The sequence below is a fragment of the Amycolatopsis sp. NPDC059021 genome (assembly GCF_042739895.1).
GTDB lineage: Bacteria > Actinomycetota > Actinomycetes > Mycobacteriales > Pseudonocardiaceae > Amycolatopsis.
In genome coordinates this window covers 69,918-90,011 of the sequence record NZ_JBHYIQ010000032.1, presented here as the reverse complement: position 1 = coordinate 90,011, position 20,094 = coordinate 69,918, and the positions used below count along the sequence as shown (strand labels likewise).

The window sequence follows — 20,094 nt, the reverse complement described above, 5'->3', positions numbered from 1 at the left end:
CGCAAGAACCGCGTCCACGTCATCACCGCCATCCGCGACGCCATCACCGGAAACCCTTGGCTACCAACAAACACCACAATGACCTGAACAGTTACGCTTGCACATGGTGCGAACATGTGTTCGACTGTCTGGCGTGGGAACGTGGACGAAGTCAGGGTGGTGCCCTCCGGTCGAGGGAGACGAAGCCGACTGCCGATGGACGATCGCGTTCCTGCACGACGGGGAGGAGCGGTGGGTGCCACAAAGCATCCTGCTCGGCGGACCACCTCACGAGGTAGACCTCGGTGAGCTGTTGCACACCTGGTTCATGAAGCGCGGCGGCGTCGGCGGCCAATGGCGACTTCGGGTGACCAAACGCGACGACGACACGGCAGTCGTCGCCGAAGTCCAGCAGTGGTTCGAGCAGCACAAGCCTCCCGGGAAAGCGCTACCGAGCAGCTGCAGACTGTGACAATCCCGGCGTATCCGCCGGGTCGAAACTGTTGCACTGCTGGTCGTCGAAACGCTGTAGCTAACGGCATCGGCGGTTGGAATCGGCGCGTCGAGTGAAGGACCAGCGTGTCCGCCTCGTCGGTCACCGAATGTCGGCTACCGTTTGCCGGATGATGGACCAGGTCTCCACGCTCATCGGCGGCGGGCTCACCCTGCTCGGCGGAGTCGTGACGGCCGGGTTAGCGAGCCTTCGTGAGCGCAAGAACAGGTCGAACGTCCACTTGTCACGTCTAATTGAGCGCCGGTACGACCTCTACCTGGCCTACCTGGACGTCATGACGCGCAACGCCTCACTCTTTCGAAGTGAGGAGGACCCGCGCACACCGAACCTCAATGACCTTTATGTCGAGCTAGCGCGCCTTGAGGAAAGCATGCAGGTGTTCGCCAGCAACATCGTCCTCGATGCTTTCGAGGAATATCGCGAATGCATCCGGGAACTTCTCTTGTGGAACGACGTCAACGAAGAGGAACAAACTCGTCTGCTGGCGCTCGAACGAGCCGTCCACACGCTGTCACTCGCGGTGATTCGCGAAGACCTGGGTGTCGAAGATTTCGAACCGAAGTGGCGCTCACGCCGCGTCCGACGAGCCGTGAAGCTCTTCAAGCGGAAGATGGAGCAAAACACTGGTCTGCCGGGGCCAGCCGAGGCTACTGCGATGCAAGACCCCGACCAGCCGTAGCGAGGATGCCGCGCCCGAACACCGGCATGACGGTGACCGAGTTGCACCTACGGTCGTCGACAGGCCTCCAGCAGCGTCGTGATCTCGGCGCCACGCAGGTCATCGTCGCCGCCCTCAAGCAGCGAAAACCCGCACGACTCGAAGAAGGCCACCCGCGCCTCCCACGACGTGGCCTGATCAACCTTCAAGACGACGTGCGTGCATCCCCGCGACGACATGATGTCGGCGAACACTCGCACAAGTAGGCGGCCAGCTCCGCGCCGACGAGCCGTAGGGAGCACGGCGATTACGTCAAGCCATGCCTGCGGAACCGGTAGCGATGCGAACCGTCCGAAACGACCGAAACTGTCGTCGAAGGGAGTAGTGGTCGGGTGGCCAACCGCCACGCCCAACACACGACCCTCGTCGACCGCAAGCAGTACCAGATCATCGGCTACCTCTGCCGGGGACTCGTAACCGTCCGTCCGCACGTCAGCCGCTTCGAGGACTTGCAGAAGGTCGGGGTGCCACACCGGAGGCTCACCCGGGTTGATCCGCTGGATCGTCAGCACGGGTCGGAACTCCTTCATTCTCGGCGGCCAGGTGGCGGTCCTGGCGAATCTACCTCCTGGCCTGGGGCAACGGGTCGGAATCAGCAGAAGGTGAGGGCACCCAGACCGGCGAAGTAATGACGCGTTCCGCGTCCCACATTATTCCGATCCGGTCGGCCGAACCCTGCTAACTCCACAGTGGACGTCCGTTAAGGACGTCCACAATAGATATACAACTTGAGAGCGGAAGCGGGGATGAGCGTCCGGCGGCCAACGCGTGAAGGTGCTGGATCTGTTCTGCCGCAAGGGTGGCAGCAGTCGCGGCTACCAGCTGGCTGGATTCGAGGTCGTCGGCGTCGACGTGGAAGAGCACTCTGCGGACTACCCGGGCCAGTTCCATCGTGGCGACGCGCTGGAGTTCCTGCGGCGGCATGCCGGCCGATTCGACGCGGCATCCGCTTCCCCGCCGTGCCAGGCGAACATCCCGATCACCGCCGGGAACCGAAGGCGGCCCGGCTGGTACGACCGCCACGTCAACCTGATCCCGAAGGTTCGCCGCGCCTTGGACGAGTCCGGCCTGCCGTACGTCATCGAGAACGGCCCGAGCCCGAGCATCCGTAAGGACGTTGTCCTGTGCGGCGAGATGTTCGGGCTTGGGGTGATCCGGCACCGGGCCTTCGAGCTGGGCGGATGGACGATGACGCAACCTCCGCACCCCCGGCACCGCGGCCGGGTCCGTGGCTGGCGGCACGGCCAGTTCTTCCACGGCCCCTACGTGGCCGTGTACGGCCAGGGCGGCGGCAAGGCCACGGCCGCGGAGGCGCGCGAGGCCATGGGCATCGACTGGATGACCGACGTCCGCGACCTGAACGAGGCCATCCCTCCGGCCTACACGCGGTACATCGGCGGGTTCCTGCTGTCCTACCTGGAACGAAGCCGGGCCGCGGACCTCACCGAGACCGTGGTTGATGTCGAGCCGTGCGAGGGTTCGCCATGGCCGTCCGGTTCTGATCGACTTCTGTTGCTGCGCGGGCGGGCTGTCCCGAGGATTTCAGCGGGCAGGCTTCTACGTCGTGGGCGTGGACATCCAGCCGCAGCCGAACTACGCGGGCGACGAGTTCATCCAAGGGGAAGCCGTCGCGCTCGCTCCCGTGCTGGTGTCACACTTCCGCCCGGCGGCCGTGGTCGGATCACCGCCGTGCCAAGCGTTCTCCAACCTCAACGCCTACAACCAGTTGAGCTATCCGAACCTGATCCCGGCACTGCGGGCACGCTTCGAGGAAACCGGCCTGCCCTACGTCATCGAGAACGTGCCCGGCGCCAAGGAGTGGCTGACCGACCCGGTCACCATCTGCGGCGGCTCACTCGGCCTGCCACTGATCCGGCATCGGCTGTTCGAGACGGGCGGCGGGTTCACGCTGGCGCCACCGGCCCACCGACCGCACCAGCGGTGCGTCCGGAACGGTTCCCTGCCCACCGCCAAGGCGCCATGGATGTCCATCCACGGCGGCAAACACTCCCGGGCCTGGCTGGAGGCAGCCAAGAAGGCGATGGGCATGCCCTGGGTGTCGAAGGACACCGCGACGGGAATCCGCGAAGTCTGTGAGGCGGCCCCGCCCGCCTACGGCGAGCACATCGGCCGCCAGCTCATGACGCACCTGCAACGGTCGGCGGTCATCGACACCACGGGACGGCACCCGGATACTGTCCACTTGAGCCGGTTCCTCGCGTTCGACCACCCGACCGACGGGCGGACCCTGCGCGGTTTCCCGTTGGTGCCACGACGTGGCCGCCTCGGCGATCGCCACGCTGGCCGACGGCCCCGAGCTGACCGACGGGCTGCGCCCCGCGGCGGCGATCTCATCGTGACTGGGTCCGACGACGTCGATGCCCTTTCGGCTGGGTTCTCAAGCTGCCAGTCGAGGTGAGAGGACTCCGATCTCATGGCGGCAGCCTCGCGTGCTACGCCTTCAGGTGCTCCGCCCGCTGATGGACAGAATCTAGGCCCAGAGACCGAGTTCCCCGACAATTTCGGGTGCAGCAACCAGTGTCGTGGCAGACGGCCGACTGCTGAGGGCGGGCACAGGAGTATCGGTACGGAGTTGGATGAGGCTTCGCCAGAGAAGGAGGTCATCCCAGCTATCGCGGACCGATGCACCGATACGGCCGATGAGACGGTCGAGTTTGGCGAGATCTTCCAGGTGGGCTCCGTCTGCCAGCAGCCGGCTCGCGGTCCTGCCTCCGACTCCCCGAACACCAGGGATGTTGTCCGACTTGTCCCCCATCAGCGCGCGGTAGTCACACCACTGGTGCGGCATAACCCGGTACTTGTCGTAGACCTCGTCCGGGTAGATCCGCCGTCGGTCGGCTCGGCGCTGAGTATTCAATGTGGACACCCTGCTCGACAGGAGCTGGTAGAAGTCCTTGTCGGTAGACATGATCACGTGCTCGCGGTCAGGAGCCGCCGTGACGAACGAGGCGATGATGTCATCGGCTTCGTGGTGAAGTTCTTCAACGCACGGGATATCAAGCAGCTCAAGGCCTTTGTAGATGTAGGGCAGGTCCGCGAAAGCTTCCTCGTCGCCGGTGACCGGTGGTTTGTAGTCCGGCAGGAGGGTGCGCCGCTCTGTGGCACCTTCTGCTCCGTCGAAGACGACGACGATTTCCGGTGGTGTGTCGAGGCTGCGCGCTCCGGCGCGCATGAGAGCGAAGAAGCCGAAGACCAGGGTAATGTCGCGTCCACTGCGGGAGGTGATCCTGGCGGGGAAGCCGAACGCGGCGCGGTGCAACAGGTTGTGACCGTCGACGTAGAGCCTGGGCGGCGCGGTGGCGGGCACGGGTCCTCCTGGTGTGCGATGGCCTGTGACCGCGGCTGCCGGGTGCCCACGACGTGGACAGCGCACGAGAGTAGCTGATCACCTCGCGAGGAACGGGGAATTCATGGGCGTTCGGCGTGCCGTGTTGTACTGCACGGTCAACGGTGTCTGCAACAACACCAACGGGTTAGGGCGGCAAACCAAGACGTTGCTGTCCACGCTCCGGAACCATCCTGACGAGTTGCGTCGTTCCGTCGGCGCCTTCGACGTGCACCTCGCTTGTCCGGAGCCGGGGCCGGACACCTGGCGGTTCGATCCCGAGGACCTCGAGGAAAGCCGACGGACCGTCGAGGAATGGGGTGGCCGGGTTCACGCGCTGCCCTATGACACCGAGGGCGAGTTCTGGTCGGTGTCCACGTGGCAGCGGTTGTCGGAAGCCGGCGCACGGTGCGCGGCCGAGTTGGCCCAGCACTACGACGAGCTGTTGGTGATCGCCATGGACACACCGTTTGCCGGGCTTGGGGACGCGTGGTTATGGTGGCGAGCCGACGCACGGACGCGGTGCCGGGTTGAGGTGCTGATCACCTTCTGCAGCACCGCGTTGATCGTGGAGCGTCCAGCACCGAACCCTCAGCGGATCGTGTGGGAGCGAGCCGGAGTCGCGAGCGCCAACCGGCGTCCTGAGATCTGGGTCGCGGACCTCGGCCGGTTCCTGTCGCGCCATCTGCAATCGGACTACGGGCTGGAGCCTCATCGGCTGGCCCCGTACGCCTCGAGTCTCGACCTGTCCAGCCCGGACCTGCGGCCGATGCCACCCGGCGAGGCGCGGGCGGTGGTCGAACGCTGGGAGGTCCCGCTGGATCGTCCGCTGGTAATTACGGTCGGGCGGACTGACCCGACCAAGGGGATCGACGTGCTGATCCACGCGCTCGGTCCGTTGCGGAATGAGGTCCACGCCGTCATCGTCGCGGTCCCGTTCGACGGCGACGACCCGCTGATCGCCGACTACGCGCGCCGCATCGCCGACGAAGGGTTGCAAGCGACGCTGGTCGCGGAGTTCACCCGGGAGCTGCCGCGCGCGTTGTGTGCACTGCCGCAGACGCGGGTGGTGGCCTGCCCGTCACGGGGCGAGACGTTGGCGAACGTGCCGTTCGAGACGGCGCTGTGGGCGCAGGAGGACGGACCGCTCGTCGTGGCGCCGCGGCGAGACGGGTTCGTCGAACAGATCGACGACGGGGCCACCGGCGTGCTGTACGCCCCCGACCAACCCGGCGCGCTGACCGAGGCGATCCGGTGTGCTCTCGCCGTACCTCCCGACAAGGCGGCTACAATGCGGGCCGCAGCGGCACACCGGGTCCGTGCCGAACGCAACGCCGCCGTAAATCTCGTACGGCTGCTGCGGTTCTTCTGGCGCGAGGTCTCGACGTATTGAGTCGTTCCTCGTGTACGGCTGAGCGTGCCGTGCGTCCCCACATGAACGTCACCATGCGGACGGCACCCAGTGAGCTGACCCCTTCCTGCATCCCCTCGACTAGCTAAGGGGAGGCGCCACCGCAGACGGCCCAACCGCAGCAACCTTGGCTCACTTCCGCCATCAGGTGGTGTCCTCGATGGAGCACTTCACGGGAACTCGTTGAACGCCGATCAGTAGGTCCTGGACGACCGAGACTAGGGGGTTGCCTTGGTGCCCGGCGATCAACTCAACCGTCATGGCTGTGACCTTCCCGAGGTTGATGGTCACCTTCCACTGGTCGTCTGGGTGACCGGGTAGCGGATTGTGGTTGTCCTTGCCGTATCTGGCTGCTAGCACGATGTCCGCGACATAGGGGATCGTGAGGCCAGTAGCGACCCAACTGTCCCGCAGCAAGCTCGCGCGCTCTTTGGTCGTCGCCTCCCACAAGTGCACCGCCGTAACGCTGAACACGATCGACGCCAGCATTGCCTCAAACGGGTCGTCCCGGTAGCAACGCTCCAGCCGGCCCAACCGCGCCGTGAATCCGAAATCGTCATCGAGCAGAAACGCAGCGACGGTTGCCCCGAACGCTGAAGCGGATTGGGGCGGGAGAACCGCACCTTCGGCGAAGCCGTCGATGAGCTGTGCTACCGATCGGACAGCCGACACTGAGACTGGGTCGTCAGCCACATGAGCGAACCCGGCCGCGATACCGTGCGACGGTGAGGTGTTGTCTTGCTGAGGGTCGGCTCGCCAGCGTCCGAACTCCGGGTCAGTGGCGATCTCGCCGCTGAAACCCTCGTAGTACCGGACGATCTCCGCAGCAAGCTCATCGGGGAGCGCACTGCCGTAGCCGTCGGCGATCTGGTTACGTTTCCAGCTCTCCAGTTCTTCGATGCTGTAGACCGACGCCGCGGTGTCGACGAGGGGATGATGCTTCTTGCAGAGCAGGAGGCGGTTTGGCGCCTTGTGGATAAGGTCGCGCGGGTAGTTCTTGTCATAGCGGGGACCGAGTGGCTTGGGCGACCGGATGTGGGCCATGTCGACGTTGACTACGGTCATACCACGGTTTAGCACGATGAGCTTTTCAAGGCATCCCGGGAATGCGCAGTAAGTGGCAGTTCCGAACAGTTCCTTGATCAGGCGCTCCGACTCCCCCATGTAGGAGAGTCTAATAGGTGCGTGGACTGCGGCCGTCAGCCAGCGAGGAAGAGGTCTTCGAAGTTGGGTCGCCAGACTTTGCTCTTGCGCGGGTGGGGTGCGAGGTCGTGCACAGCCAAGGCTTCGGTGAGCATCTGATAGGCGGTGTGGGCGGCGTCGCGGTCGGAGCAGAAGATGGCGTAGTTGTCGGTGACGCGGACGACGGTATGCGCGGCGAGTGCGCGGTCGACCTGGAGCAGCCGTAGGTTGGTCAGCAGCGGCGTGAGCCCGCTGCCCGGTGCCAGCGGGGACGGGAGTCCGTCGAGGGCTTGCCGTACGAGGTGCAGGAAGCTGCCGTCGTGGATCCATTCGGCCAGCCAGCCGACGGCTTGCTCGGTGGTGCCGCCCGCGGTGGCGCGGGTGACGTCCACGTCGGCCACCCAGCACGGGCTGGTGATTCCGTGCTGCTGGGCGTAGGTCAGCGCGTGGACGCGGGTGCGGCCGAGTCGCCAGCCGAACAGCCAGTCCGGGTAGGCGTGAGCTTCGAGGATCGGTTCGGCGCAGTGCCGCAATGCCCGGTGCACGATCCGGTCTTCCACCATTGGGATGGCGACGGTGAGCGTCTTGCCGTCGCTGTCCCAGGTGATCTCCCGGGTCGGGCCGGGGCGCCACGTGCCGTTCTGCAGGCGCGCGGCGAGGTGTTGCAGTCGTTCGTCCAGTCCGGCCCGGTACTCGCGCCAGGTCATGCCGTCGGCGCCGGGGCTGGAGGTGGTGCGCATGCAGCCCCGTGCGGCGTGCTTGAGCCGGCGTCGGTCGGTCAGCAGCGGCATCAGCGAGTGCGCCTGCGGGAGCGCGGGTGGGCCGGTCACTGTGCGATGCCGTGCTCGTCGGGCGGCCGCGCGGCGCATTGCCAGGGGTGAATCGAGACGCGGGCCGCGAGGATGTCGCGGGCGAGTACGCCGTGGTGCAGCAGCACATCCAGCGCCGCGAGCCCAGGGACGAACGAACTGTCGCGCCCTTGGTGGTAGGGGTGGTGGGTGTAGGTGGCGATCTCGACGGTGATGCTTTCGCGCGCCAGCAGTGCGGTGTCGAGGTAGCGTGGCGCGCCGGTGCCCACGCGCAGCGTGCTCGCGCCGACGCGGTGGCATAGGTCCACCAGCATCGCGGTTTTGGTGCCCTGCGGCGCGAGCTCGCTGGAAGGGGTCAGGTGGACGGTCAGGCCGAGGGCGCGTGTGACCAGCTCGATGAGCGCGGTGTTGACCGCGCACAGCGTTGTCCACGGCTGGCGGTAGATCGCGCGGAGTTCGTCGCCGTACAGGTCGAACCAGCGAGCACGCCGGTAGACCTGGCACAGCGTGCGCCAGTGACGCTGCGCCCAGCGGGGGTCGGCGATCTCGACGTCTCGGATCGGTTGCGGGAAGCGGCCCGCTCGGCGGACGGGGACGCTGAGGCGTTGCCGTCCGCCGTCGTGGCCGCGGATCCAGTTGCGGTGCTGGACTCCGCGTTCGGCGAACTGGACATGGTCGAGCAGCACCAGCCGGTCTGCGTCCAGCAGCCGCGCGAAGTAGCCCTGCCATGGCAGGTAGGACGGCTGGTGGGCCACCAGCACCTCGCTCGCGTGGTTTCCGTTGCGGTGTAAGGGCATGGGGTCTCCGGGTCAGTAGGCGAGCCGGTAGGGGACGAAGCTTTCGGCGTAGTGCCAGCCGAGAGCTCCTCCGGTGGCGGCGTCGGTGGTGCGGATATGTTCGATAGCGCGGGGGTGGCCGTCGCCGCGCAGTTGCGAGATGTAGCAGCGCAGGGCGCGTTCCTTGGCGTACCAGTGCGCGGAGGTGTTGACGTGGACCCGCCAGGGTTCCTCGTGCGCGCTCCAGTGGTCTTCGACGCCGCGGAATCCCAGGACCAGCGCGGGTGTGTGTTTGCTGCCGCGCGCGTGCACTCGGGCTGCGGCGAACGCGGCCCGGTGCACGACCTGGTGATCCTGGTGGAATCCGCCGGCGGCGGGGATGAGCAGGGCGTCCGGTTCGACGGCGGCCAGAGATGCCTGCTCGTGGCGCTCGATCAGCTCGACCACGGCCCGGGGGCGGGTCGTGATGTCCAGTTCGCCGGTCTCGTCGATCCAGGCCAGCGCGCTACTGGTGACGCCGAGTGCGGCGCAGGCGTTGGTGAACTCGTCGCGGCGGGTGGCAGGGTCGCTCGTGCCGCCCCACATGACCGCGGCGCGCACGGTGACGGCCAGGACGTGCACGTCGACGCCTTCGGCGGCCAGCCGGGCGATCGTGCCTCCGCAGCCGAGGGTTTCGTCGTCCGGGTGCGGCGCCACGACCAGCACGCGCTGCGCGGTGGACAGTCCGAACGTACTCACCGGGAACTCCGCGCCATTGCGGGCGCGAGGGCGTCGAGGAACCGGTGCGCGATCAGGTTGGGGTTGTGCGCGCTGGCGCGGCCGGTCGCTTTCCGGCTGGCGCGGTGGTAGCCGGATGGCTCGGCGAGCAGGTCGTTCACCGCGTGCCACAGGCCCGCCGCTCCGGCAGCGGTGGGGACGACGGTTCCGGCGTCGCCGATGAGCGTGGGGACGTGGCCGAGGTCGAAGGTGATTACCGGGGTGCCGACGCTGAGTGCTTCGAGCGCGGTGTTGCAGAAGGTTTCCGGGGACGTGGAGGCGATCACGGTGCAAGCGGCCTCGGCGAGGAAGGGTTGCACGGCCCGCCAGGGCAGGTCGGGCACCAGCCGCACTCGGGGATGCGCGGCGGCGCGGCGTCGGCAGTCGGCGACGACGTGGTGCTGCATCCCGGGCCAGTATTCAAATCCGGCAGTGGCCAGCACGATGTCCACGTCCCGATCAAGGGCGTGCGGGCAGGCGTCGATGAGTTCGGCGATGCCCTTGTGCGGTTCGGCGCGGGCCACGATCCGCACCGGCCCCCTGGTGCGCAACTGTTCCCGTGCCGCGGATCCGGGTGCGCTGCCCGGGGCGAGCAGGGCATTGGGTACCGCCTGCCATCCCGTGGTGTCGAGGCCGGCCGCAGTAGCCTTGGTAATGAGGAATTCGCTGTTGGTCAGGACCCGGTCCGGGCAGTGGGCCAGGGCCTGGTGCAGGTAGGTGTCGGTGCGCAGCACGCGCACCATCAGCGCGGTCGGGATGCCCGGATGCGGGGCGAGGAACCCCAGGCCCCAGGTGGCATCGACCCAGCACACCACGTCGGCGTCCACTGTGGACAGGAGGTGGCGGACGTCGTCGGCGACCGTGGGGGCGCGGTCGAGGGCGGCGAGGAGGTCGTCTTCGGTGGCCGGCGTGGGGAGGGTGAGGTGGGGCAGGCGGAGGATTTCCGTGCCGTCCCGGTCCGTGGGTGGGCCTGCGGTGAGGACGTAGGCCGGGTGGCCGGTGGCGCGCAGGCCGTGCACGAGCGCGGCGATGCTGCGTTCGATCCCGGCGGGTGCGTCGGGGGCGTAGGTGAGCAGGACGAACACGACCCTCACGGGTACCTCCGGGGCTGCGGTGGTGGGGGAAGTGGTCGTGCGGTGGCGGGTGGCGGTGCTTCCCAGGGGAAGACCACCCAGTCGTCGGTGTCCCACAGCCACAGGTCCGGGTGGCCGGTGGCGCCGAGGTTGCGGCACAAGGTCACCGTGCGGATGTCCGCCGGGAACACGGTGGCTTCCAGTGCCGTGGTGACGGCGCGTGCAGTGGCGCCGGTGCCGTAGATGTCGTCGCACAGCAGCAGCCGTCGCCCGTGTTCACCGTGCGCCGCGTTCTCGAGGTCGACGGTGACGCGACCGGTGGCGTGCTGGCGGGTGCCGTTCCCGTCGTTGTGCCGGGCCGACACCGCCGTGTTCGGCCGGTCCAGCCAGGCCGACAGGCCCTCCGCCACCGGGGTGCCGCCCCGGCCGATGCCGATCACCAGGTCTACCGGGTCCGCGGCGAGTTCGGCGGCCAGAACACCGACACCGGCGCGGTATCGGGCATCGGTTAGGTAGTAGACCTCGGGGGAGGCGAACATCCGTGACATCAGCGCGCCCCCGATTGCGGGTTGAGGTGTCGGCTCCAGGTGGCGAGCACCTTCACCGCGTCGTCCCAGCAGGTGTCGGGATCGGGAAACCAGTGCGCGCTCGCCGGCGGCGCCGCGGACAGTGCGGGCGCGAGCAGTGCCAGGTAGTCCGGTGCGAGGAGCAGTAGCACTGAATATCGCGCGACCCCGGTGAGGTGATGCTGAAACGCGTTCTGCACCGGGTCGCGCAGCAGGTCGGCTCGGTCCGGGGTGAGCGGCTGGTCGTAGGGCAGCAGCGGGGTGTCGGCGGGAATGAGGCCGTGCTGCCCGGACAGCACCAGGACGTTCGCGCGGGGCCAGCGGCACGCGCGCACGGCTTGGCGCAGGCGCGGGAACCACCAGTCCTGGTAGAGCTCCAGCGCCGGGAGCGGGACGGTGGTGGTGGCTTTGCGGGGCGAGCAGCCGACGATCACCAGCCGCTGCGTCGTGGTGTTGGTGGTCATCGGTCCCGCACCACCCGCAGACCGATGCCCGGCGAGACCAGCTCGGGCGGAACCGCGTTGCGGTAGCCGCAGCGGGCGTAGCGCGGCAGCGAGTTGTACGAGCCGCCCACGACCACCACGCCGCCGTCCGCGAGCCGGGTGCACGTCCACTCCCAGACATTCCCGGCGAGGTCGGCCAACCCGTCCGGCGTGTCTCCATCCGGGAAGCTACCGGCGGGCAGGGGGTGGCCGTGGCCGCTGCCGCGCAGGTTCGCCCGGCGCGGTGTCCACTCCGCCTCACCCCACGGGAAGCGGCGTCCGCTGCCGGAGGCGACGGCTTCCCATTCCTCAGCCGTGGGCAGGCGCCCGCCCACATTGCGAGCGACGCGCTCGGCCGCGGCGAACGTCAGCCCGGTGACGGGCAGCGCGCCACCGGGATATCCCAGCTGCGCGCAGGTGATCGGCGTCCGCGACCACCACAGCACCCCGGCGCTCACGGCGATCTTTCGCCACTCGATGCGCGCGTCCGCTACGGTGGATGTTGCTCGGGCAGCAGGAACGATCGCTGGGACCGCAGTCGAACCGCTACACGACAGGTGCGGTGAGTGTCGCGGCGAACGACGGCCCTGCCCGAGCCCGACGGAGCTATCGGCCACGGCGCTCACCCCACAGCAGGATGTGCGTGCGGAGGCTGAGATTCCAACCCCGCTGCACGACCGGGTCGGCCAACAGCCGCGCTCGGCGCAGCACGTCGCGTGTCGAAGTGCCCTCGGGCATGATCCACACCGGTGCCAGCGCGTACTCCCGTGCGAGTGCGTCGACTTCCGCAAGGTCGGCCACGGCCGTGACAACGAACTTCCATGCTGCTTTCCGGGTCGCGGCGAGCGCGTGCAGCGCGGCGGGCACGATCCGCCGCTGCGCGCTGACACCGGAGTTGACCAGCTTGGGCGAGACCACGAACAGGGTGACCGCGGAGGCGACCGCGGCTGTCGGCGTGCGGGTGCCGTTGGTCTCGACCTGGATGCGCGCGGGCGCGCACGCCTCGGCCAGGAACGCCAGGGCATCCTGCTGAAGCATCGGTTCCCCGCCTGTCACCACAATCAGGTCGACGTTCTGTGCCCGGAACCAGGAGGCGATCTCGCTGGCAGGGCCACGTTGGGTTTCCTGCTCGCGGTGGTGCTTCGCCCAGTTCCACGCGTATTCGGTGTCGCAGTAGACGCAGTTGAGGTTGCAGTGGGCGAAGCGGACGAACGCCGCCCGCTGCCCGGTGAACGGGCCTTCGCCTTGCAGGGACACGAAGGTCTCGCACCACACCACTGACGGGTCCGCGCGCGAGATGACGGTCGGCGCCATTGTGGTCACGCGGCCTCCTCGTGCAGACCCCACAACGGGATGGCCACGTCGCCGGGTGCGTAGATGGCCCAGGTGTTGTCGGTCTCGGACACCGATGTGTGGTGCAGGTGCCGCGCCACCTCGGGTTCAAGATTGTCCTGGCACCACTGGAAAAGGTGCTGTGCGAGCCGTTCGGAAGACGGTTGGAACGGCACAACATCGTTGAGGACACGGTGATCGAGTGTGTCCTCAATGTACTGTTTCACGGGCGCGAGGCGGTGGAAGTCCGCGACGAAGCCTGTGTCGTCGAGGGTGGTGGCCGCCAGGGCGACGCGGACGGTGTAGTTGTGGCCGTGGTCGCGGCTGCACGGATGGTCACGTGGTAGGCCGTTGAGGCTGTGGCCTGCGGAGAAGTGGAACTTCTTGGCGATGAGGTACACGAGTTGCCTCCGGTCTCGGTCCGGGTACCCGGCGCGCCAGCCGGGTGTGGGTGCTGAGGATCGCGGCGAGCCATCTGCGATCCGGTCGTATCGGCGGTTACCGGGTCACGTCGAGTTCGCCACCATTCCCGACGGCACAGGCATCTTGCGTCGCCGGTGCGTCGGGATCGGCGTAGGTGGTGGGGTCGGGAAGATCGGCCAGTTCGAACGCGAGCCGTCGCTCGACACACGTGCCGCATAGTCCACAGTGGACTTCTTGCCCGTTGTAGCATGACCAGGTCAGCTCGAACGGCACTCCCAGCCAGGACCCCTGCCGCACGATCTCGGCTTTCGACATCAACAGAAACGGCGCCAGCACTCGAAAATTGGTCGGCAGGAAGCCTGCGTTGGCGGTCGCGACCATCGTGGCGTAGGCATCGACGAACGCAGGCCGGCAATCCGGGTACACGGCGTAATCCCCGCCGTGGGCGCCGAACGCGATCGCGTCCGCGCCCCGCGCGATGGCGATACCGGTGGCGATGTCCAGCATGATCGCGTTCCGGTTCGGGACGACGGTGCTGCGCATCGATGCGTCCGTGTAGTGCCCCTCCGGTACCTCCACACTCGCGTCCGTCAACGCGCAGCCGCTCAGCAGTGCCCCGAGCTGTCCCAGGTCGATGACCTCGTGGTCGGCGTCGAGGCGCGTGGCGATGGCGCGTGCGGCGGCGAGTTCTTTTCGGTGACGTTGCTGGTAGTCGAACGACACGAGCGTCAGCCGGGCCCCCAGAGCGTGGAGCGCGAACGCCATCGTGGTGCTGTCCAGGCCGCCGGACACAACCGAGACCACGTGCGTCGGCGGATCCTGTGTCGTGAGCAGGTCGAGCAGGTTGTCCATGTCGATCCGTCCCTTCCGACGATCGGCGTGGGTCCCCGGCGGATGATGGACAGCGAGAGGTGCAGATGCGCCCGCCCCTTGGTGCAGGAAGGGGCTTGTGGGATGCCGGTGCAGCGGCGGGCCGGGGGAACCACCGCTGCACCGACGAATGATCAGCGTTGTGCATCGGAACCCCTGCTCAACAGGAGGTCGCGCTCCAGTTGCGCTCCAGCGGTGCCCTAGTTTCACCGAGACCGCTACCGTAGGCTCCGCACGAGCCACTGAGGGTTACGACGATCGAGGGGGCGGGAATGAGCACGGTCGTCGCGCAATGGACGGGCCGGGAAGCCCGGGCCCTGCGCGTAGCTCAGCGCGTGAGCATCCGCGACTTCGCCAGCCGGCTCGGGATCAACGACTCCGCGGTCTCCAGCTGGGAACGCCGGGGTGCGGAAGCACAACTTCGGCACGAGACCCAGCAAGCGCTCGACACGGTTCTCGCCGACGCCCCGGCCGACGTCCAAGCCCGCTTCGCCCTCCTGCTGAGCCCCGCCAGCGCCCCGCCGCAGGACGGCACCGTGGCGGCCCCCTCGGCTACGGCGGACGCCGCTCCCCCGGGGCCGACCACCGTGGGCACGGCCTTGGACAAGCGCTCGGCGCAGCGCACAGCGACCATGCTGGACACGATCCGACGAAGCGACGATCACCAGGTTCCCTACGCGCCGTTTCCCACGGTCGTGGATGCCTTCGAGGCCTTCCTGACATCCACCGCACGAGTCTTCGTGCTCACGGGACGACCGGGCTCAGGAAAGACTCATCTCACCTACCACCTGGCCAGCACCCACGCCGAGAACACGGACTTCCAGCTGCACTCCGTGTCGTCATGGAACCCGCACAGCGGCGACCTGGCCGCCGAGATCCTCCGCTACGCCTCCATATCCGCCGGCGCCGACCCGCTGCTCACCTTGGAGCAGACCAGCCTCGTACTGCACCGCCCGTGTGTTGTCGTCATCGACGGAATATCCACCCACGCCCAGCTCGACGTGGTGGGGCGCCAGCTCGACACCGTGCTCCGTCAGGTGATCAGCCCGCACCTGCGCTTCGTTCTCGTGGTCCGCACACCGCCCGAGATCGACCTGTCGGGCTATCCGATCGTCGCCGCCTCGCTCTACGAACCGTCCCCGCAGCCCTCAGCCGCCTCCGTCACCGTGCCGTTGTGGGATCTCCCCACCGCGCGAGACGTGTGGAACTCCGCGCGCGGCACCAGCCAGCCGGAATTCGCAGCACTGCCGTCCGCGGTGCGGGAACTCACCCGGCTGCCGCTCTACATGCAGCTGTTCCGCGCGGCGGGCGACGCCTCCGCCCCGGACCGTGTCAACGCCTTCCGCCTGGTCGACCACTGCGTGCGCGCTCTCCTGCGCATGGGCGGTCAGAACGTGGACAGCGCTCTCGACGCGCTCGCGAGCGTGGCGCAGACCGCGCAGCCGCACCTGATACCCACGCCGCTCGGCACGCCCAGCAACACCACGGTGTTGCGCCTCGACGAACGCAGAGCCGAGCCTGCCCCGTTCCTGCCGCTGCTCCTCGATCAGACCCCTGCCGGCGACGTGGTCTTCGCCCACGACGTCATCTGCGAATACCTCCTCGCGACACGGATCGCCGCCCGCATCACCGAATTACGGCGCTCGGCAACGACGGTGACCGCGCTGAACCAGCTCGCGCAAGCGGCGACCACGTCCGCCACCGCGCGCGGTGTCTTCGAATTCGTCGTCTTCGCCCTCGACGACCGCGACCCGGACCTCACCGCGGCGCTGGCGCTCGCACCAACCACCGCAGTGGCCACGACGCTGCCGATGATGCTCACCCTGGCGCGAGCAGGAACCCGGTTCGCCACCGGCGAGGTCCTGCGTTCCTGCGCCGCGCGCTCCGCCACCGCCGCCACACCAGACCTCGCCCGATCACTGCTGGCCGCCCCATCCGTCACAGACGCGCTCGGCGACGGCTACGCCTCCTGGCTTCTGGACATCGTGCGTCGTTTCGGCGCAGGCATCTGGACCGACGTCGCCGACCACCTCGAACAAGCCCTCGACATCCGAGCCGCCACTCGGCTGCTCGCCGCGGCGGACCTGGACAACGCCGAGGAAGCGATCTTCCTCGCCCGGCATATCCATCTCTTTGCCGACGACGAGCGCAGCCATCCGTCCGTGGTTGACGCGCTGCTGGCACACCGGGACTGGCGAGTACGCGCTGCTCTTGCCGACTGCGTGCGCAGCGAGCGCACCATAGGCAACGGTCTCAGCGGGCGGATCGTGGAGCAGCTCGCGACCGACGAGGACTACAAAGTCCGTGCGGCCACAGCGAAAACGCTCGGACAGACCGACGCCTCGACCACCTCAGACCACCTACTCTCGTTCCTCACCGACACCAACTGGCATGTCCGCGGTTGCGCGCTCGAAGGACTTCTCGCCGGAGCGGAAGACTCCGCTGCCGTCACCGAACTCAGGCGCTACGCCGCCGATACCGTGACCTCCGAGCCCAGCTGGCACGCGAGCCCACGACACGTCAGCAAACTCATGCACCGGCTCCTCCTGCTGGACGGCACCGAACACCCGGCCGGCAATCCGGCCGCACGCGCCCACGCCCTGTTCCGCCTGCTGCGGGAACACCGCACCGGCTGGATCTGCCTACCTCCGAAGACTCGAAGCGTCCTCGCGGCCGAAGGCCTCGGCTCGGCGAACTGGCTCACCCACCGCGAAGCCCAAGCGGTCACCAACCCGGGCCAGGCCACTCGCATCCCGACGCACAAAGAGACTTATCGACGGCACCGGGATCGCCGATCGATCCAGATCGCGTTGGACCTGCACGACCTCGACCACGCCATCGTCGTCGCCGAAGCCGCCGCACACGCAGGCGCCGACTTCATCGAAGTCGGCGACCCCCTCATCAAGACCATAGGACTCGCCGCCATCGAGACCATCAAGCGCCACGTTCCGCAGAGCACGCTCGTCGCGGAAATGATGTCCAGCGACTGGGGACGCGACCAAGTCGAACTCGCCGTCGAAGCAGGCGCCGACGTCGTCCTGCTCATCGGCCCGGCCAGCGTCGCCAGCGTCACCGCCGCCGTCACCGCCGGGCGCCGACTCGGCGCCGCCATCCTGCTCGACATCCCCAACACCACGGCCACGGCCACCCAATCGTGGGTCCGGGACATGGAACGCGCCGGCGTCGACGGGTTCTCCGTCACCACCAACATCGACCTCGGCGTCGGCGTCCACCACCCCCTCGCCACCGCCCGAACCATCCGAGCCTGGACACGCCTGCCCGTCGCCGTATCCGGCGGATTCAGCACCACCGACTACCCGATCATCGACAGCAACGACTGGGACATCATGATCGTCGGCCGCAGCGTCTCCGAAGCCGTCCAACCCGAGGACGCCGCACGCCAGATCATCACCATGATCCACCGACACCGAACGAGGCCAACACCGTGAAAATCGAGCCCCTCAGCCAAGACCTGATCCCCCAGGTCCTCGAACTCATGGACCTCGGCGCCCCCTACATCACGGCCCGCACCTACTCCGACTACTGGCTCTACGCCCGCCTGTTCGCCTCCACCTGCCCCATCGCCCTCGACGGCGACACCCTCACCGGAGCCATCATGGCCTTCCGCAGCCAAGAAGACCCCGCCGACGTCTACGTCCAAGACGTCATGATCCACCCCGAGCACCGCCGCCGAGGGATTACGACCGCTCTCCTCGACGTCGTACGCACCCGGGCTGCGGAGTGGGGCTGCGCGCGCCTCTACCTCACCTCAGAGCCCGACAACATCGCCGCACATGCCACCTGGACCAAGCTCGGCTTCACCAACATCCCCGGCGACCGCGACATCAACGGCGTCTCCGTCATCACCGACTTCAAAGGCCCCGGCAAGACCCGAGCCGTCTACGAACTGAGCATCGGGTAGCCAACTAGAGCGGCGCACTCCGCACCGGCGACGGCCCCGGACCAGCCGCGAGCAGTCGTTCCTTCCGAGGCTGGCTTGCGGAGGTGCCGAGTGCGATGAGTCCCTGGTGTAGTCGACACCAGGGACTCATGCTCGTTCCTTCCTTATCTGGCCAAGATCGCCTTCTCCTGATCTTGGCCAGGAGACCTCTCGCAAGGCAAGCAACGTCCGTGGACGTCCGCCGAAGATTCTCGCTGACCTCCGCGATTGTCACCCACTTCGTCACTCACCTCCTTCGCCTGGCCAGGAAAGATAAGCCACTTGGGTGGTGGAGCGAGCCCAGCCCCACGCCATAAGCGCGGTTTGTTACGGCTCAGACTGGCACCGACGGAACGGCATGGTCAGAGCCGCCGATGCGGCCGATTTCGTACAGGCCGGGGGAGATCTCCACCGAGCTTTTGCGGACGCGTTCTTCCCACCCGTGCGGCCAGCGTGTCTTGTCCGACCAGAGCACCCCGTCAAGGAATGTGTCTTCCAAGTTCGCCTGACGGAGATCGGCGCCAGAGAAGTCCGACACAGCATCGATCAGTTTCGCGCTCTCCGCACCGAGTACAAGAGCTCGGGCGCGGGCCCGGGTGAGGGCGCGAGTGAGGTCGTGGGTGCGGTTGAGGACCTGGTCGCGGTCAAGGTCGTCGGCGAGGTCGTCGGCGACGTCGTGGGTGCGGGCGAGGGCGCGGGCGCGGGCGAGGGCACGGTTGAGGACCTGGTCTTGGGCGATGTCGCGGGCGTGCTCAAGCATGCGATCGCGTGCGACGAGGCGGGCGCGATCGCGGGTGCGGTCACGAGCGAGGTCGCGAGCGAAGGAGAGATCGCGGTCGAAGATGACGCTACTGAAATCTAGGGCGCGGTCGAGGATGCGAGTGAGTTCGCGGACAAGCGCGTCGTCAGAGTGGTCGAGGATGCCGATGTGGGCGCTGCCGGAATCTAGCGTGCGGTCGAGCACGCGAGCGAGTTCGCGGACAAGCGCGTCGTCAGCGTCGTCGAGGGCGAGGTCAAGGGTGCGAATGTAGGCGCGATCGAGGTCGAGGAGGCGGGCGATGTCGCGCGCGCGGTTGAGGGCGAGGAGGCGCGCGCGGCCAAGATCGTCGGCGAGGTCTTGGGCCCGGTCAAGGGCACGGTCGAGGTTGTGGACGAGGTCGCGGACGTGGCCGAGAGCGTAGAGAGGGAGCCACGCGCGGACAGCCAGGCGTTCATGAGGCGGGCGCTCGGCAAGGGCGTCGGCGAGGATGCCAAGCCCGCTGCGGAGTTCACCACCGGTGGGCGAAAGCTTTGGGGGTGTCGTGGCGCTCTGGCTAGTGGCCTCATCAGTGATGTCTGAGAGGGCGGGGGTGTATTCATCTCCGCTGCCGCTGGGTACGAAGGCAGCGGTGGTGCCAGCCAGCGCGGACAGCAGCCTGCGGGCGCGACCAGCCGACGCTAAGGGCGTGGCTTGAGGTACAAAGGCGGGAGTGGATCCGGCCAGCGCGGACAGCAGTCGGCGGGCACGGCCACCGTGGTCATGAGTCTTCATGACCACCTCCGTCCTGCGGCGGCTGGGGCTTGCCGCCCCGGACCGGGACGAGCGATTCCGCGTAGCGGGCCATCTTCTTCACGATGACAGGCGCGGCGGCCCCTGCCCCGAAGGCGACCAGACCGTTGGCGACGACCGTGGTGGTGGACAGTGCGGCCACAGCGGCGGCGGCAATGCCCAGGTGAATGAGGATAGAGACGGCGTACATGCCTCCGCCGGGCCCGTGGGGGTACCGCCATGGGGGCCCCTTGACCCGCTGGGACGCTTCCAGGAAGACGATCCCGACGTTCGCCGCGGCGCCCACCAGCCCCCATAGGGCGTACTGCCACATGCGCCGAACATACGCCCGTCTCATGACGCGTCGACACCGCCACGGGTATGGCGCG

At 67.7% G+C, this 20,094-nt stretch carries 21 protein-coding genes; 6 read left to right on the top strand and 15 right to left on the bottom strand.

The window, feature by feature from the left end:
* Positions 1 to 235 precede the first annotated feature (235 nt).
* Positions 236 to 451, top strand: coding sequence for a hypothetical protein (locus ACFWX1_RS20525; protein WP_378389516.1), 216 nt, complete (start codon positions 236 to 238; stop codon positions 449 to 451).
* A 151-nt stretch (positions 452 to 602) separates the two neighbouring features.
* Positions 603 to 1,172, top strand: coding sequence for a hypothetical protein (locus tag ACFWX1_RS20520; protein ID WP_378389514.1), 570 nt, complete (start codon positions 603 to 605; stop codon positions 1,170 to 1,172).
* 47 nt (positions 1,173 to 1,219) lie between these two features.
* Here ACFWX1_RS20520 and ACFWX1_RS20515 read toward each other — a convergent pair whose 3' ends face one another.
* Positions 1,220 to 1,723, bottom strand: a complete 504-nt coding sequence (locus ACFWX1_RS20515; protein WP_378389512.1) for a GNAT family N-acetyltransferase — start codon at positions 1,721 to 1,723, stop codon at positions 1,220 to 1,222.
* Positions 1,724 to 2,775: 1,052 nt separating this feature from the next.
* On the opposite strand from ACFWX1_RS20515, the gene ACFWX1_RS20510 reads away from it, so the two are divergent.
* The gene (locus tag ACFWX1_RS20510; protein WP_378389510.1) at positions 2,776 to 3,630 is read left to right on the top strand and encodes a hypothetical protein; all 855 of its coding nucleotides are present in this window, start codon (positions 2,776 to 2,778) and stop codon (positions 3,628 to 3,630) included.
* A gap of 72 nt (positions 3,631 to 3,702) precedes the next feature.
* Here ACFWX1_RS20510 and ACFWX1_RS20505 read toward each other — a convergent pair whose 3' ends face one another.
* Positions 3,703 to 4,539: a 5'-3' exonuclease H3TH domain-containing protein gene (locus tag ACFWX1_RS20505; protein ID WP_378389508.1), complete on the bottom strand. Its 837-nt coding sequence runs from the start codon at positions 4,537 to 4,539 to the stop codon at positions 3,703 to 3,705.
* Between the two features lie 103 nt (positions 4,540 to 4,642).
* Here ACFWX1_RS20505 and ACFWX1_RS20500 point away from each other — a divergent pair, with 103 nt between their 5' ends.
* Positions 4,643 to 5,950 (top strand): glycosyltransferase family 4 protein, encoded by a 1,308-nt coding sequence (locus ACFWX1_RS20500; RefSeq protein ID WP_378389506.1) that lies wholly within the window; start codon positions 4,643 to 4,645, stop codon positions 5,948 to 5,950.
* A 162-nt stretch (positions 5,951 to 6,112) separates the two neighbouring features.
* Here the strand turns inward: ACFWX1_RS20500 and ACFWX1_RS20495 are convergent, their stop codons facing one another.
* From ACFWX1_RS20495 to queC, 11 genes are all read right to left on the bottom strand, one after another.
* Entirely contained in the window at positions 6,113 to 7,132 is a 1,020-nt protein-coding gene (locus ACFWX1_RS20495; RefSeq protein ID WP_378389504.1) for a hypothetical protein, read from the bottom strand.
* Positions 7,133 to 7,167: 35 nt separating this feature from the next.
* Complete coding sequence (locus ACFWX1_RS20490; protein ID WP_378389502.1) at positions 7,168 to 7,980, bottom strand: Retron-type reverse transcriptase; 813 nt, start codon at positions 7,978 to 7,980, stop codon at positions 7,168 to 7,170.
* The gene (locus ACFWX1_RS20485) at positions 7,977 to 8,756 is read right to left on the bottom strand and encodes a WbqC family protein (protein ID WP_378389500.1); all 780 of its coding nucleotides are present in this window, start codon (positions 8,754 to 8,756) and stop codon (positions 7,977 to 7,979) included. Before ACFWX1_RS20485 ends, ACFWX1_RS20490 begins: the two co-directional genes overlap by 4 nt.
* A 12-nt stretch (positions 8,757 to 8,768) precedes the next feature.
* Positions 8,769 to 9,473 carry a PIG-L deacetylase family protein gene (locus tag ACFWX1_RS20480; RefSeq protein WP_378389498.1) on the bottom strand — a complete coding sequence of 235 codons (705 nt, stop codon included), beginning with the start codon at positions 9,471 to 9,473 and terminating at the stop codon, positions 8,769 to 8,771.
* Positions 9,470 to 10,585: a glycosyltransferase gene (locus ACFWX1_RS20475; protein ID WP_378389496.1), complete on the bottom strand. Its 1,116-nt coding sequence runs from the start codon at positions 10,583 to 10,585 to the stop codon at positions 9,470 to 9,472. The genes ACFWX1_RS20480 and ACFWX1_RS20475 overlap by 4 nt, the downstream gene beginning before the upstream one ends.
* Positions 10,582 to 11,112 (bottom strand): phosphoribosyltransferase, encoded by a 531-nt coding sequence (locus ACFWX1_RS20470; RefSeq protein ID WP_378389494.1) that lies wholly within the window; start codon positions 11,110 to 11,112, stop codon positions 10,582 to 10,584. Before ACFWX1_RS20470 ends, ACFWX1_RS20475 begins: the two co-directional genes overlap by 4 nt.
* Positions 11,112 to 11,594 carry a DUF6884 domain-containing protein gene (locus ACFWX1_RS20465; RefSeq protein WP_378389492.1) on the bottom strand — a complete coding sequence of 161 codons (483 nt, stop codon included), beginning with the start codon at positions 11,592 to 11,594 and terminating at the stop codon, positions 11,112 to 11,114. Before ACFWX1_RS20465 ends, ACFWX1_RS20470 begins: the two co-directional genes overlap by 1 nt.
* Positions 11,591 to 12,070, bottom strand: a complete 480-nt coding sequence (locus tag ACFWX1_RS20460; protein ID WP_378389490.1) for a formylglycine-generating enzyme family protein — start codon at positions 12,068 to 12,070, stop codon at positions 11,591 to 11,593. Before ACFWX1_RS20460 ends, ACFWX1_RS20465 begins: the two co-directional genes overlap by 4 nt.
* A gap of 148 nt (positions 12,071 to 12,218) precedes the next feature.
* Complete coding sequence (locus ACFWX1_RS20455) at positions 12,219 to 12,926, bottom strand: 7-carboxy-7-deazaguanine synthase QueE (protein WP_378389520.1); 708 nt, start codon at positions 12,924 to 12,926, stop codon at positions 12,219 to 12,221.
* A 5-nt stretch (positions 12,927 to 12,931) separates the two neighbouring features.
* A complete protein-coding gene (gene queD, locus ACFWX1_RS20450; protein ID WP_378389489.1) occupies positions 12,932 to 13,345 on the bottom strand; it encodes a 6-carboxytetrahydropterin synthase QueD in 414 nt (137 codons plus the stop codon).
* Positions 13,346 to 13,442: 97 nt separating this feature from the next.
* Complete coding sequence (gene queC / locus ACFWX1_RS20445) at positions 13,443 to 14,219, bottom strand: 7-cyano-7-deazaguanine synthase QueC (RefSeq protein WP_378389487.1); 777 nt, start codon at positions 14,217 to 14,219, stop codon at positions 13,443 to 13,445.
* Between the two features lie 290 nt (positions 14,220 to 14,509).
* On the opposite strand from queC, the gene ACFWX1_RS20440 reads away from it, so the two are divergent.
* Complete coding sequence (locus ACFWX1_RS20440; protein WP_378389485.1) at positions 14,510 to 17,686, top strand: orotidine 5'-phosphate decarboxylase / HUMPS family protein; 3,177 nt, start codon at positions 14,510 to 14,512, stop codon at positions 17,684 to 17,686.
* A complete protein-coding gene (locus ACFWX1_RS20435; RefSeq protein ID WP_378389483.1) occupies positions 17,683 to 18,159 on the top strand; it encodes a GNAT family N-acetyltransferase in 477 nt (158 codons plus the stop codon). The genes ACFWX1_RS20440 and ACFWX1_RS20435 overlap by 4 nt, the downstream gene beginning before the upstream one ends.
* 352 nt (positions 18,160 to 18,511) lie before the next feature.
* On the opposite strand, the gene ACFWX1_RS20430 is transcribed toward ACFWX1_RS20435, so the two are convergent.
* Together ACFWX1_RS20430 and ACFWX1_RS20425 are read right to left on the bottom strand one after the other, a co-directional pair.
* Positions 18,512 to 19,708, bottom strand: a complete 1,197-nt coding sequence (locus ACFWX1_RS20430) for a hypothetical protein (RefSeq protein WP_378389481.1) — start codon at positions 19,706 to 19,708, stop codon at positions 18,512 to 18,514.
* On the bottom strand, positions 19,695 to 19,916 hold the full coding sequence (locus tag ACFWX1_RS20425; protein WP_378389479.1) for a hypothetical protein: 222 nt from the start codon (positions 19,914 to 19,916) through the stop codon (positions 19,695 to 19,697). Before ACFWX1_RS20425 ends, ACFWX1_RS20430 begins: the two co-directional genes overlap by 14 nt.
* Positions 19,917 to 20,094 lie beyond the last annotated feature (178 nt).